The organism is Brevundimonas aurantiaca (assembly GCF_904830995.1).
In the GTDB taxonomy this organism is placed as follows: Bacteria; Pseudomonadota; Alphaproteobacteria; order Caulobacterales; family Caulobacteraceae; genus Brevundimonas; species Brevundimonas aurantiaca.
This window is the reverse complement of sequence record NZ_CAJGVD010000001.1, coordinates 287001-299845: the sequence shown is the minus strand read 5'-3', so window position 1 is coordinate 299845 and position 12845 is coordinate 287001. Positions and strand designations below refer to the sequence as shown.

At 66.5% G+C, this 12845-nt stretch carries 12 protein-coding genes; 3 read left to right on the top strand and 9 right to left on the bottom strand.

Annotated features, from left to right (window positions below; genetic code table 11):
- Positions 1–29: 29 nt before the first annotated feature.
- A complete protein-coding gene (tig, locus tag JMT67_RS01580) occupies positions 30–1373 on the bottom strand; it encodes a trigger factor (RefSeq protein WP_201462514.1) in 1344 nt (447 codons plus the stop codon).
- 192 nt (positions 1374–1565) lie between these two features.
- Here tig and JMT67_RS01575 point away from each other — a divergent pair, with 192 nt between their 5' ends.
- Positions 1566–2267, top strand: a complete 702-nt coding sequence (locus JMT67_RS01575; RefSeq protein ID WP_325100291.1) for an MBL fold metallo-hydrolase — start codon at positions 1566–1568, stop codon at positions 2265–2267.
- On the opposite strand, the gene JMT67_RS01570 is transcribed toward JMT67_RS01575, so the two are convergent.
- Both JMT67_RS01570 and JMT67_RS01565 read right to left on the bottom strand, forming a co-directional pair.
- Positions 2264–3208 (bottom strand): LysR substrate-binding domain-containing protein, encoded by a 945-nt coding sequence (locus tag JMT67_RS01570; protein ID WP_201462513.1) that lies wholly within the window; start codon positions 3206–3208, stop codon positions 2264–2266. The two genes, JMT67_RS01575 and JMT67_RS01570, sit on opposite strands and share 4 nt — an antisense overlap.
- A gap of 216 nt (positions 3209–3424) precedes the next feature.
- Positions 3425–3718: a hypothetical protein gene (locus JMT67_RS01565; RefSeq protein ID WP_152950052.1), complete on the bottom strand. Its 294-nt coding sequence runs from the start codon at positions 3716–3718 to the stop codon at positions 3425–3427.
- 119 nt (positions 3719–3837) lie between these two features.
- On the opposite strand from JMT67_RS01565, the gene JMT67_RS01560 reads away from it, so the two are divergent.
- Complete coding sequence (locus tag JMT67_RS01560; protein ID WP_182713809.1) at positions 3838–4002, top strand: hypothetical protein; 165 nt, start codon at positions 3838–3840, stop codon at positions 4000–4002.
- Positions 4003–4119: 117 nt separating this feature from the next.
- Complete coding sequence (locus JMT67_RS01555; protein WP_152950050.1) at positions 4120–4341, top strand: con-10 family general stress protein; 222 nt, start codon at positions 4120–4122, stop codon at positions 4339–4341.
- 220 nt (positions 4342–4561) lie between these two features.
- On the opposite strand, the gene egtB is transcribed toward JMT67_RS01555, so the two are convergent.
- The 6 genes from egtB to JMT67_RS01525 form a co-directional block, all read right to left on the bottom strand.
- On the bottom strand, positions 4562–6721 hold the full coding sequence (gene egtB / locus JMT67_RS01550; protein ID WP_201462512.1) for an ergothioneine biosynthesis protein EgtB: 2160 nt from the start codon (positions 6719–6721) through the stop codon (positions 4562–4564).
- A 114-nt stretch (positions 6722–6835) separates the two neighbouring features.
- Entirely contained in the window at positions 6836–8062 is a 1227-nt protein-coding gene (locus JMT67_RS01545) for an acyl-CoA dehydrogenase family protein (RefSeq protein WP_201462511.1), read from the bottom strand.
- 106 nt (positions 8063–8168) lie between these two features.
- On the bottom strand, positions 8169–8474 hold the full coding sequence (locus JMT67_RS01540; protein ID WP_152950044.1) for an SCP2 sterol-binding domain-containing protein: 306 nt from the start codon (positions 8472–8474) through the stop codon (positions 8169–8171).
- Between the two features lie 274 nt (positions 8475–8748).
- Positions 8749–9027 carry a SemiSWEET family sugar transporter gene (locus tag JMT67_RS01535; RefSeq protein WP_201462510.1) on the bottom strand — a complete coding sequence of 93 codons (279 nt, stop codon included), beginning with the start codon at positions 9025–9027 and terminating at the stop codon, positions 8749–8751.
- Between the two features lie 32 nt (positions 9028–9059).
- Complete coding sequence (locus tag JMT67_RS01530) at positions 9060–10373, bottom strand: amidase (protein WP_407645741.1); 1314 nt, start codon at positions 10371–10373, stop codon at positions 9060–9062.
- A gap of 182 nt (positions 10374–10555) precedes the next feature.
- Positions 10556–12805: a S9 family peptidase gene (locus JMT67_RS01525; protein ID WP_201462509.1), complete on the bottom strand. Its 2250-nt coding sequence runs from the start codon at positions 12803–12805 to the stop codon at positions 10556–10558.
- Between the last annotated feature and the right edge of the window lie 40 nt (positions 12806–12845).

The following is a 12845-nucleotide window of genomic DNA, read 5'->3' as shown; positions in this document are numbered from 1 at the left end:
GCCCTTAACGCCTTTGATGACGGAGACGATCAGCCCTCTTCGTCTTCCTTCAGCAGCTCTTCCTTGCTGATGGGCTTGTCGGTGACTTCGGCCAGGCCGACGATCAGGTCGACGACCTTTTCCTCATAGATCGGGGCGCGCATCTGGGCGGCCGCATTGGGGTTCTGGCGGTAGAAGTTCAGGACGGCCTGCTCCTGGCCCGGATAGTTGCGGGCTTCCTGCAGCAGGGCGGCGTTCAGCTCCTGGTCGGTGACCTGGACATTGTGGGCGCGGCCGATCTCGGCCAGGACAAGGCCCAGGCGCACGCGACGCTCGGCGATCTTCTTGTATTCGGCCTTCAGGTCGTCGTCGGACTTGGCGGCGTCTTCTTCCGGCAGGCGGCCGGCGGCCTTGTCGGCCTCGACCTGTTGCCAGATGCCGTCGAACTCGGCTTCGACCATCTTGGGCGGCAGGGGGAAGTCGTGGGCCTCGTCCAGCTGATCCAGCAGGGCGCGCTTCAGCTTGAAGCGGGCGGCGCCGGCGTACTGCTGGTTCAGGTTCTGGCTCAGAAGCTCTTTCAGGCGATCCAGCGATTCCAGACCGATACGCTTGGCGAACTCGTCGTCCACCTTGGCTTCGACCTCGGATTTGATGGCCTTCACCTTGATGTCGAAGGTGGCCAGTTTGCCGGCCAGATGGGCGGCCTGATAGTTCTCGGGGAAGGTGACCTCAATGGTCTTTTCCTCGCCGACCTTGGCGCCCTTCAGCTGCTCTTCGAAGCCGGGGATGAAGCGGCCCGAGCCGATCACCAGGTCCGCGTCCTCGGCGGCGCCGCCGTCGAAGGGCTCGCCGTCCAGCTTGCCCAGGAAGTCGATGGTCAGTTGGTCGCCCTCGGCGGCCTTGACGGTCTTGCCCTTCTTGTCCTCGTAGGACTTGGCCTGGCCGGCCAGTTCGGTCAGGGCCTCGTCCAGATCGGCGTCAGACGCCTCATAGGTGGGGCGTTCCAGCTTCAGGGTCTTGGGATCGACCGGGGTGAAGTCCGGCATGATCTCCAGCGACATCTCATAGGCCAGGTCTTCCTGACCGGCGATGACCTTGTCCATGTCGGAGGTCAGCTTCATCTCGGCCGGGGCGGCCGGACGGATCTTGGCCTCGTCCAGAGCCTTCTGGCTGGTCTCGTTCAGCTGGGCGTTGATGATCTCGCCCATGAAGTCGCGGCCGAAAGTCTTCTTGACGTGGGCGACCGGCACCTTGCCCGGACGGAAGCCCTTCAGCTTCATCTGCGGGGCGACTTCCTTGACGCGGGCTTCGAGCTTCTCGTTCAGCTCCGCGACGGGAATGGTGACCGCGATCACGCGGCTGAGGCCTTCGTTCGACTTTTCGACGACTTGCATGGTCGGGATTTCTGACGCTCTGGGGCGCATGAACCGTCGGGACGGTCGGCGCGGAATGGATAAAGCAAGAAGGCCGCCCCGTTTGGAGCGGCGCCTCGAAGCCCGCCCTTATGTCGAGAAGGGCTCCAAAGGTCAACGCGGGCGTGGCCCGCAGCGGTGGTTTCGCGTCACCGGGGCGGCTAAGAAGGCGCCATGACCCAGCCCGCCTCCCCCATCGGCGTCTTTGTGACGCCCGTCACCCCGCTTCAGCAGAACTGCACCACGGTCTGGTGCACGGCGACCAACAAGGCCGCCGTAATCGATCCGGGCGGATCGGTGGATGCGATCCTGGCCGAGGTGACGCGGCGCGGCCTGACCCTGGACCAGATCTGGATCACCCACGGCCATCTGGACCACGCCGGCGGTGCGGCCGAAATGCGGGAAAAGACCGGGGTCCAGATCACCGGTCCGCAGAAGGCCGACCAGTTCTGGATAGACCGGATCGTGGAGACCGGCCGGATGTACGGCCTGCCCGAGGCCCGACCCTTTACGCCCGATCGCTGGCTGGAGGATGGGGATACCGTCAGCCTGGGCGAGACGAGCTGGGAAGTGCGCCACTGCCCGGGCCATACGCCGGGCCATGTGATCTTCTTCAACCGGGCGGCCCGGTTCGCCCAGGTGGGCGACGTGCTGTTCAAGGGCTCGGTCGGCCGCACCGACTTCCCGATGAGCGATCCGCCCGCCCTGATCCGCAGCGTGGTGGAGAAGCTGTGGCCCCTGGGCGACGACGTGACCTTCGTGCCGGGCCACGGACCGATCTCGACCTTCGGCGAGGAGCGGCGGACCAATCCGTTCGTGTCGGATGCGGCGTTGCAGAAGGCGCCGATCCAGAGAGAGCCGACGGGACCGGCTTAGTCAGGCGGTTCGCCCAATGTCCGTCCCGCTCGTTCCGTAGCGGCGACGACATCGGGATCGGCGCTGGCCTGGGCCAGCACCCAATCCCTGAAACGAGCGATCTTGGCCCTACACCGATTTTTGGCGGGATAACACAGCCAGAAGCCGTCGGTCAGAGGAACAATCTGGGGAAACGGCTGGACCAGCAGTCCGCTTCTTATCTCCGATGCGTAGAGAAGAGGCGACCCCAGGGCGACGCTATGCCCGCCCAGGGCCGAGGCGACTTCCAGAGCTTGGCTGCTCGCCGCCAGTTTCGGCGCAATGGCCTTGTCTTCTGTCGCGACGTCGGCGGCGGCCAGCCACGCATCCCACTCCGAAGCTTCGCCGACCAGAGGCGCATGTTTCAGGTCCGCCGGCGTGCGCAGCGCAAAGCGATCCCGCAGAGCAGGCGTGCAGAGAGGCGTCAAAATCGCGGGCATCAGATAGAGGCTCTCAAGCCCCGGCCAGCGCCCCCGACCGCACCGTAAGGCGACGTCAAACCCCCCGTCGCCCAGGACGGACAGCCCGCTGCTTGTGTCGATGCGAACGGCCAGATCCGCGTTGGACAACTGAAACTGACCCACGCGCGGGCCCAGCCACTGGACGGCGAGGGAATGAAGGGTCGTGATAGAGAGGACGCCGGCGTTGTCTTCCATCGCCGACAGGGCCGCGCACCGCAGAAGACTGAAGGCTTCGCTCGAGGCCGCCGCCAGGCGTTCCCCCTCCACAGTGAGGCGAACACCGCGTCCCGACCTTGCGAAGACAGCCAGGCCGAGGCGTTGTTCTAAGTCGCGAATCCGCCAACTCACCGCAGCCTGCGACATGCCGAGTTCGGCCGCAGCGAGGGTGAAACTCAATCGACGCGCCGCCGCCTCAAAGACACGCAAGGCGTCGACGGGTATTCGCGACAGAATGTCAGCCACGAGCCCTCCTTATGAATGCTCTCCCAATCCTCGTTTGCTCGTCTCCCCGTCAAGTCCCAAGAAAAGGCGGCCTTTGGGGATCAGAGATGGAAGAGCTGCACCGCACTCATAAGGAACCCGCGTGGGGATGGATCGGCGTGATCCTCGCGCAGCTGCGACAAGCAAAGCCATCCGCCCAGGCGGCGGCATCCGATGTCGATCAAACCGATAGGAAGATCAGCGACGCATCAGCATGCCGATGATCACCCCTATGCCCAGGGCGTAGAGGGTGGTCTTCATCGGTTCGTCGCGAATGCCCTCGCGGGCCGTCTCGACGCGGCTGATCACCTTGCTGCGGATCAATTCGGCGTCTTCGCGCAGGGCTTGGCGGATCGAGGTGGTGTCCTCGAAGCTGCGGGCTTCGCCTTCGGCCAGGATGGCGTCAGCCTGACGGTCCAGACGCTGAGTCAGGGTGTCGTCTTCCAGGGCGATGTCGTCGGGGGACGTGGGGGCGATAGGGGTCTGGGTCATGGGGATCTCCGGGGTTCGGACACTGAACCGGCGCGCCTCAATCGAGTTCCCCCCGCCCATCGAGGTCGGACAGTGAACATTGCGGGTCACACAGCGTTCTCAAGCCAGAGGAGACCGTCATGACCTATGTCGAACCAACGCCACCCGGAACGCCGCAACCGGAAATCCAGCCCGAGCCGACGCCACAACCCGAGATCGACCCGGCCGACGCTCCGGACGAAATGCCGCCGATGGAGCCCGGCGGCGGCGGCGAAGGCGATTCCCGCCCCTATGCAGCCGTTTGAAGTCAAACCACAAAGACGTTCAGATCACGGCTGGTAAAACGAAGTTACCTACGGAACCGTCACGGAGTCACAGGGTTCATTTCGGCAAGCGCAACGGCAGCACTGAAAGGAACACCGATGGACGGCCAGACCTCGCGACCCTCCGGCGTTTCCAAGCGAGGCTTCGCCTCCATGGATCCCGAACGTCAGCGCGAAATCGCACGCAAGGGGGGCGCAAGCGTCCCCAGCGAAAAACGAAGCTTCTCCCAAGACCGCAGCCTGGCCGCCCAGGCCGGACGCAAGGGCGGCGAGGCCTCGCACGGGCCGAAGAAGGACGCGGCTTCGAACGAAGCCGAGTGACACGGCTTCAGTGAGAGTCTGCAGGGCGGCGCGTCGAGGATGCGCCGCCCTTTTTCTTTTCCATGCACTCGCCCCCATGGCCGTCATCCTCGGCGTTGTGCCGAGGATCCATAGGCTCGGTCTTGCAGGGGGCACGACGCCCGGCGCCGGGATTATGGATCCTCGGCACAAGGCCGAGGATGACGATCTTATCTGTATAGACAGAAAGGAAGTGGCCCCCTCACCCCCGCAGCAAGGCCAGGGCCACGCGGGGTTCGGGCGAAACCTCGAAACCGGCCATGCACCAGCCGGACTCCTTGGCCAGGGCCTCGACCGAATCCGGCGTGAACTTGCGCGAGCTTTCGGTGTGGAGGGTCTCTCCGGCCATGAAGGTGAAGGCCCTGTCGCCGACGCGGGCGGCGGTTTGACGCAGCGCCTGAAGGTGCATTTCCATGCGCGAGTGATCCGGGTTCCAGACGGCGCGGTGGGCGAAGGCGTCCAGGTCGAAATCGGCGTCCAGTTCGGCGTTGGCGCGGACCAGGAGGTTCAGGTTGAAGGCCGCGGTGACGCCCCGGCTGTCGTCATAGGCGGCGACCAGGGTCGCAGGGTCTTTGACCAGATCGACGCCGAGGATGAACAGCGCCCCCTCCCCCAGCATCCGACGCGCCGAGGCCAGGAACCGCACCGCCTCCTCGGGCTCCAGATTGCCGATGGTCGAGCCGGGGAAGAAACCGATGCGCCGGCCCTGCGGCAAATCGTCCGGCAAGGGCGACAGATGTTCGAAATCGCCCAGAACCGGCTGGACCCGCAGGGCCGGATAGTCGGCGGACAGGCGGGCGACGGCGTCCAGCAGGGCCGTCTCGCTGATGTCCAGCGGCACATAGGCGCCGAGGTCGGGCGCGGCGTCCAGCAGGATGCGGGTCTTTTCGCTGGCGCCCGAACCGAACTCGACCAGGACGGCCTCGGGGCCGAAGTCGGCGGTCAGGGCGGCGGCCCGGTCGCGCAGCAGGGCCGTCTCCTGACGGGTCGGATAATATTCCGGCAGGGCCGTGATCTCTTCGAACAGGCGCGAGCCTTCGGCGTCATAGAACCATTTGGGCGGCACGGCCTTCTGGTCGCGCGACAGGCCCTGGACCAGGTCGCGCCGGAAGGCGGCCGTCTGGGCGTCCTCAATGAAACTCGTGCGCCCGCGCGGGGCGTCTTCGGCCAGTCTCAGACCCATGAAGGCCCACCTCTGTTGGGGATAGAAGAAGTTGCGATAGGTGACGCGGGCGTGGCCGGGCGGCGTGGCGAAGGCGCCGCCGCGCAAGACCATCTGATTGGCCATGAACTTGCCGTTGTACTCAGCCGCCGTGCCAGGCGTCGGCTGGAAGCCGGGGTAAGGGGCGTAGGCGCTGGACGTCCACTGCCAGACCTCGCCCGACAGGTTTGAGAAGGCGTCGGGCGCCGTGGTCGCGGCATGCTCCCACTCCGCCTCGGACGGCAGGCGCTTGCCGGCCCAGCGGGCGTAGGCGTCAGCCTCATAGAAGCTGACATGCCGCACCGGGGCGGTCGGATCGACCGGGGCGCGGCCGATCAGGCTCAGGACCGTCCAGTCGTCGCCGTCGCGGCGCCAGTAGAGGGGCGCGGTCCAGGCCTCGGCCTTGACTGTGGCCCAGCCGTCGGACAGCCACAGCTCGGGCCGGGCGTAGCCGCCGTCGGCGATGAAGCCCAGCCAGTCGCCGTTGGTCACCAGGTCGGCGGCCAGGGCGAAGGGTTCCAGCCAGACCCGGTGCGACGGCCCCTCATTGTCGAAGGCGAAGCCGGCGCCGCCATGACCGATCGAGACCAGGCCGCCCTCGAAGACGACGGCGCCGCCGCGCGCGGCCTCAGGCGGGGCCTGTCGCGGCTCGACCGCATAGGCGGCCGGGTCCAGCGGCGAACAGGCCATCAGGTTCAGCAGGTCCATCAGGAACAGCTCCTGATGCTGCTGGTCGTGGTGCAGGCCCAGTTCGAACAGATAGCGCTGATGGCCGCTGGACGGCCCCGAGGCCAGCCAGGCGGCCATGCGGCGGTCGATCTCGCGCCGATAGGCCAGGACCTCGTTCACCGAGGGCCGGGTCATCAGGCCGCGCTGGGGCCGGGGCACCCGCTCGCCCAGGGCCTCGTAGTAGGAGTTGAACAGCTGCTGGAAGCGCGGATCGACCGGAGCATAGTCCGGGTCGGCCGACAGGATCATCGCCTCGAAGAACCAGCTGGTGTGGGCCAGGTGCCATTTGCCGGGGCTGCAGTCCGGCATGGACTGGGCCGCCAGATCCTCGGGCGACAGGCCTTCCGCCAAGGCAGGCATGGCGCCCCGGATCGCCCTGAAACGGGTCACGTCGGACGCCGCCCGCGTATCGGGCTCCAAGCGCGCATTCATCTCAGCCGTTCCGTCCCCGCTTGCGACGCCCCGGCTGGCCTCGCGTCGTCCAGTCCGGAAAACGTCAGGCGCCGCCAGGGGTTCCCTCGGAAGCGGACGGCGTGACGCCGTTTCTCAGGCCGAGGGTCTGCCGCCGTGTTTGGCGTACTCCAGCCGGGCGATGGCGCGGTTGTGCACCTCGTCCGGGCCGTCGGCGATCCGCAGGGTGCGCACCGTGGCGTAGAGTTCGGCCAGGGGGGTGTCGGCCGAGACGCCGGCGCCGCCGAAGGCCTGGATGGCGTCGTCAATGACCTGAAGCGCCATGCGCGGGGCTGCGACCTTGATCTGGGCGATCTCGGAGCGGGCGTTCTTGGCCCCCGCCTCGTCCATCATCCAGGCGGCCTTCAGCACCAGCAGGCGACACATCTCGATATTGGTGCGGGCCTCGGCGACCCGCTGCTCCCACACCGAATGTTCGGCCAGCTGTTTTCTGAAGGCGGTGCGGTTCAGAAGGCGGGTCACCATCAGCTCCAGCGCCCGCTCGGCCGCGCCGATCACGCGCATACAGTGGTGGATACGGCCCGGGCCGAGGCGCCCCTGAGCGATCTCGAATCCCCGGCCCTCGCCCGCGATCAGGTTCTCGACCGGCACGCGGACGTTCTCCAGCACCACCTCGGCGTGGCCGATGGGCTTTTCGTCATAGCCGAAGACCGACAGCATCCGCTCGACCCGGAAGCCGGGCGTATCGACGGGGACGATGATCTGGGACTGCTGGGCGTGCGCAGCGGCGGCCGGATCGGTCTTGCCCATGACGATGGTCACGGCGACGTTCGGATGGGCCATGTTGGTCGACCACCATTTGCGGCCGTTGATGACATAGTGATCGCCGTCGCGCTCGATCCGGGTCTGGATATTGGTGGCGTCGGACGAGGCGACCTCGGGCTCGGTCATCAGAAAGGCGGAGCGGATCTCCCCGGCCATCAGCGGCTTCAGCCAACGGTCCTGCTGGGCCGCGTTCCCGTACATATGGAGCACCTCCATATTGCCGGTGTCGGGGGCGTTGCAGTTGAACACCTCGGCCGTCCACAGGTGGCGGCCCATCATTTCGGCCAAGGGGGCGTATTCCAGGTTTGTCAGGCCGGCGCCCCCATTCTCACCGTCATGGCCGCCCGGCAGGAACATGTTCCACAGGCCCGCCTCGCGCGCGGCGGCCTTCATGGCCTCCATGACCGGGGCCTGGCGGTTCGGATTCTCGCGCACCTGGGCGAAATAGTCGGCCTCGCGCGGGATGACCTGTTCGTCGAGAAAACGGCGCACGCGGGCGTGCCAGTCCAGGGCGCGGTCGGAATGTCTGAAATCCATGTCGTTTCCTCGTTTTTTCGGTCGCGCCTCTGACGGACGCTGAAGACGAAAACGGCGCGGCCCCCGAGGTGCGCCGCGCCGCAGTCAAGTATTGATCAGCAAGCCATCAGCGCTTCAGCAGCGGAGCCAGCTTCTGGGCGATCATCATGTCGCCGGCGATCTTCAGCTTGCCCTGCATGAAGGCCATCATCGGGTCCAGCTTGCCTTCCGACAGGGCCATGAAGTCGTCCCACTTGATCGAGACGGTGGCGTCGGCGGGCTTGTCTTCGTTGGTGACGGTGTTCGGCACGGAGGCGCCGTCGATGAAGATCTTGCCCTCGTCGCCGAGGTCGAGCTTCACGGTCTTGCCGAGGCCGGAGTTTTCGCCGACGGCGGCGCGGATGTGTTCGGTGACTTGGGCGAGATCAGGCATTGGGGGCGTCTCCCTTGGACGTTGAGGCTCCTGCCGTAGCCCGCATCGCGCGGGGCGCCAAGATCACGTCGGGTAAAGCTCTCGTCACTTGTCCGGTGAAGAGCCCGAATAGAGACTGGCCAGACCAAGGGCGGCCATGAAGAAGACGAAGGCCGCGACGATGGCGGCGACGAAGGGGACGGCGTCATGGGGCATGGGAAATCTCCTCAGCCCCACCCTCGCGCCGCCTCCGCCGCCTCGCCTTGATCCGGATCAAACCTGCAGAATCGGGCCGTCAGGCTGCGGGATCACCGTCGCGGAACCGCCATTTCATCACCAGAACCCAGGACGCCATGACCAGGGCGCAGGAATTGGCCACGGTGACGGGCCAGGCCTGGGTCATCACCCCATAGACCACCCACAGGGCGAAACAGGTCACGGTCAGGGAATAGGTCTTCAGACTAACCGAGGAGGCGTCCCTCTCCTTCCAGATCTTGAGCGCCTGGGGTGCGAAACTGGTGACGGAACAGACCGCTGCGGCCGAGCCGACGATATTGGCGATCAGGTCGCTCATGCCGCATTCCCTGCGGCCGCGACCGCCCGATGTCAGGGCCGGGAAACAGGCGGCGGCCGCCGCGCCTGCGTCGCCTGTTCGAAGGCGTAACCGAGCGAAAGGATGCGCGCGTCATCCCATTTTCCACCTATAAAGCTGAGGCCTATGGGCATGTTGCGATCAAACCCCATAGGGACCGTCAGGTGAGGATAGCCGGCGACGGCGGCCAGACGGCTGGCGGCGCCCTGCATGTCGTCGTCGTCCTTGGGGTCGTTGGTCCAGGCGCGCGAGGTGGTGGGGGCGACCAGGGCGGACAGGCTGTGAGCCCGCATCAGCCGGTCGATGCCCTCCTCTCCCGCCAGTCGCAGCGAGGTGGCGCGGGCCTGGACATAGTCGGGGTCGTCCAGTCCGCCCAGGGCCTGGGCCTGTTCGAAGATGTCCTGGCCGAACAGCACGGTCTCGCGCGGCTCGGCGGCGTTGAAGGCGATGACCTCGGCCAGGGTGCGCGTCTTGACCTGGGTCGGGTCGGTGGAGGCCAGATAGGCGTTCAGATCGTGCTTCAGTTCGTACAGCAGCACCTTGAACTCGGCCTCGCCCAGGGTGCGGCCGTCGGGGCCTTCCGGCAGGTCGATCAGCACGGCGCCCGCATCCCGCAGGGCCTGGAGGTTTTGTTCGAACACGGCCTGGGTCTCGGGCGAATAGCCCTTGAGGAAACGCATCACCCCGATCCGCGCGCCGCGCAGCGACCCAGCGTCCAGGGCGGCGGCATAGTCGGTCTTGCGCGCGTCGGCCTCGACCGTGGCGGCGTCGGCAGGGTCCGAACCGGCGATGACGGTCAGCACCCGCGCGGCGTCGCGAACGGTCGCCGCCATGGGGCCGGCGGTGTCCTGGAAATGGCTGATCGGCACAATATGGGTGCGGGAGACCAGGCCCACGGTCGGCTTGAACCCGACCACGCCGTTGACCGAAGCCGGACAGGTGATCGAGCCGTCGGTCTCGGTGCCGATAGCCGCCGGCGTCAGGCCCAGGGCGACGGCCGCGCCGCTGCCGGACGAGGAGCCGCAGGGGGTGCGGGCGGGGTCATAGGGGTTCAGGGTCTGGCCGCCGACCGCGCTCCAGCCGCTGATAGAGTCCGACGAACGGATGTTGGCCCATTCCGACAGATTGGTCTTGCCGACGATGACGGCCCCGGCTGCTCTCAAGCGGGCGACGAGAGGCGCATCGCGACCCGGCGCATTGTCCGCCAAAGCCAGCGACCCGGCCGTCGTCGGCATGTCCGCTGTCTCGATATTGTCTTTCAATAGGATCGGCATTTCCGCGATGTCCGAAGACCCGGTGCTTGACCACGGACCTTCGCTCCAGCGGATGACGGATCGATAAGACTCATCAACCCGCTTCCCATTCGAAATGAACAAAAACGCGGATGGATAGGCATACTGGGGGTGCCGGTTCTCAACGACTGCGGGGCGGGCGGGTGCAACGTCCTGCCCGACCATATCAGCCCCGGTCGCGCATCCCGCCAGGGACAGCGCGACCGCAGCGGACAGGATCAGTCGGCGGCCGGTTCCGCTCGCTTTCCAATCGTGCGATCCAGGAAGTCGAGATAGGTCCGCCATTGCTGAAGCTGCCTCGGCTCGCCGCGGACGCCGTGCCTTTGGCCCGGATAGAGCATCATCTCGAACGGCGTGCTCTTGGCCTGCAGGGCGTCGATCACGCGGGTGGCGTTGCCGAAGATGACATTGTCGTCGGCCATGCCGTGCAGGATCAGCAGGCGCCCCGTCAGATGATCCAGGCGCGGCAGGACGTCGGTGGCGGCGTAGCCGTCCGGATTGTCCTGGGGCGTGGACATGTAGCGTTCGGTGTAGTGGGTGTCGTACAGGCTCCACTCGGTCGGGGCGGCGCCGGCAAGCGCCGAGGCCAGTCCGGCGTCCGGATCGGTCAGGGTCAGCAGGCTGAGGAAACCGCCGAAGCTCCAGCCCATGACCGCAATGTGGTCGCCATCAACATAAGGCAGGGTTTTCAGCCATTTGGCGGCCAAAGCCTGATCCTCGACCGCAGGAATGCCCAGGCGGCGATAGATGCTGGTCTCAAACGCCTGGGACCGGTCGCCCTCGCCGCGGTTGTCCACGCGGAAGACGATATAGCCGGCCTCGGTCAGCAGCTGGTTGGTCAGGGGCTGCCAGCTCTTCTGCACGCCCGCGCCGGTGCCGGGACCGCCGTAGACCTGCATCACCACCGGGTACTTCTTCGACGGATCGAAGTCGGGCGGGGTGGTCATGCGCCAGACCAGGGTTTCCCCATGACTCTGCATCGTGCCGAACTCGGGCGCCCGCAGACGCGAGACGTAGGGCGCGAAGGGGTGATCGGCGTCGAGCCGGTTCTCCTCGATCCAGCGGATGCGCGTGCCGTCGATGCGGTACAGGGCCGACTGGGGCGGGGTTTTCGGATCGGAATAGTTGCCGACATAGGCGGTCGCCGGCCCATTGACCGAGACGTTCCACCAGCCGCCGGCCGGGGTCACCGCCACCGGATCGACCGTGCGGTTCAGGCTGGCGCGGAACATCTGCTGTTCGATGGGCAGTTCCTTGCCGTCGCGCATCGAAGCGGTGAAATAGACCTCGCCGGTCCTTTCGTTGACGCCGTCCAGATGTTTGACCGGATAGTCGCCGTGCGTGATCGCCCGGATGCGGCGGCCGTTGCGGTCGTACAGATAGAGGTGCCGCCAGCCGCTGTCCTCGTTCGACCAGATGAAACGGCCGTCCGGCAGGACGTGGAAGTCGTTGTTCAGATCGACCCAGGCCTCGGCCTTCTGGCTGAGGATGACCCGCGAGGCGCCGGTGGCCGGATCGACGCTGAGCAGGTCGAGCGTCTTCTGGTCGCGCGACTGACGCTGGACATACAGGGTCTTGCCGTCATGCGACCAGTCGACCCGCGCCAGATAGATGTCGGTGTTCGCGCCCAGATCCACCTTGACCCGCGCGCCGCTCTGAAGATCGCGGACATAGAGTTCGACCAGGGCGTTGGGGCGGCCGGCGCGGGGATAGCGCTGCTCGACCATGGTGGCGCCTCCGCCGGTGATCTCGAAGCGCGGCACGACGTCTACCGGGCTTTCGTCGACGCGGGTCAGGGCGATGTAGCGTTCGTCGGGGCTCCACCAGTAGCCGGTGTCGCGATCCATCTCCTCCTGGGCGATGAACTCGGCCGTGGCCCAGGTGATCAGGCCGGCGCCGTCGTCGGTGATCGGCGTCTCCTTGCCCGTGGCCAGATCATAGATGACCAGGTTCTGGTCGCGGACCCAGGAGACATAGTTGCCCTTGGGCGAGACCTTGGCGTCGATCTCGTCGGCCTCGGTCTCGGTCAGGCGGCGCACCTTGCCGTCGGCGCGGCTGGCCAGGAAGATGTCGCCCTCCAGCGGCGCAAGGATGTAGCGGCCCTGCTGGTCCCAGGCGTATTCGACCACGCCGCGGGCGCTGATCCGCATCCGCTCGCGCCGCGCCTTTTCGGCCTCGGACAGTTCGCCGGCGTCGGGAACCAGGGCGCGGGCGTCGATCAGCTTGTAGGGCTCGCCCTCGCCGGTGGGCGCGGCCCACAGGTCCTGGACGTCCACATTGTCCTCGCGCGAGCGCAGAAAGGCCACCAACTGGCCGTCGGGCGACAGGCTGACCCCCTTGGCCACCGGGCCGTTCAGGCTGGGGCTGGAGAAGACCCGTTCAGGCGTCAGGATGTTGGAGGGGGTCTCCTGGGCGACCGCTGAACCGGCCGAGAGGAGGATGGTCGAGGCGAGAAGAAGGGTGCGCATGGTCGGCGACGCTAGCGACGCTTCTGCAAGCCGTCACTAG

Coding starts and splice junctions, on each gene's coding strand:
- JMT67_RS01560 (WP_182713809.1), top strand. CDS start 3,838: ATGACCTATGTCGAACCAACGCCACCCGGAACGCCGCAACCGGAAATC.
- JMT67_RS01535 (WP_201462510.1), bottom strand. CDS start 9,027: ATGAGCGACCTGATCGCCAATATCGTCGGCTCGGCCGCAGCGGTCTGT.
- JMT67_RS01555 (WP_152950050.1), top strand. CDS start 4,120: ATGGACGGCCAGACCTCGCGACCCTCCGGCGTTTCCAAGCGAGGCTTC.
- JMT67_RS01525 (WP_201462509.1), bottom strand. CDS start 12,805: ATGCGCACCCTTCTTCTCGCCTCGACCATCCTCCTCTCGGCCGGTTCA.
- tig (WP_201462514.1), bottom strand. CDS start 1,373: ATGCAAGTCGTCGAAAAGTCGAACGAAGGCCTCAGCCGCGTGATCGCG.
- egtB (WP_201462512.1), bottom strand. CDS start 6,721: ATGAATGCGCGCTTGGAGCCCGATACGCGGGCGGCGTCCGACGTGACC.
- JMT67_RS01540 (WP_152950044.1), bottom strand. CDS start 8,474: ATGCCTGATCTCGCCCAAGTCACCGAACACATCCGCGCCGCCGTCGGC.
- JMT67_RS01565 (WP_152950052.1), bottom strand. CDS start 3,718: ATGACCCAGACCCCTATCGCCCCCACGTCCCCCGACGACATCGCCCTG.
- JMT67_RS01545 (WP_201462511.1), bottom strand. CDS start 8,062: ATGGATTTCAGACATTCCGACCGCGCCCTGGACTGGCACGCCCGCGTG.
- JMT67_RS01575 (WP_325100291.1), top strand. CDS start 1,566: ATGACCCAGCCCGCCTCCCCCATCGGCGTCTTTGTGACGCCCGTCACC.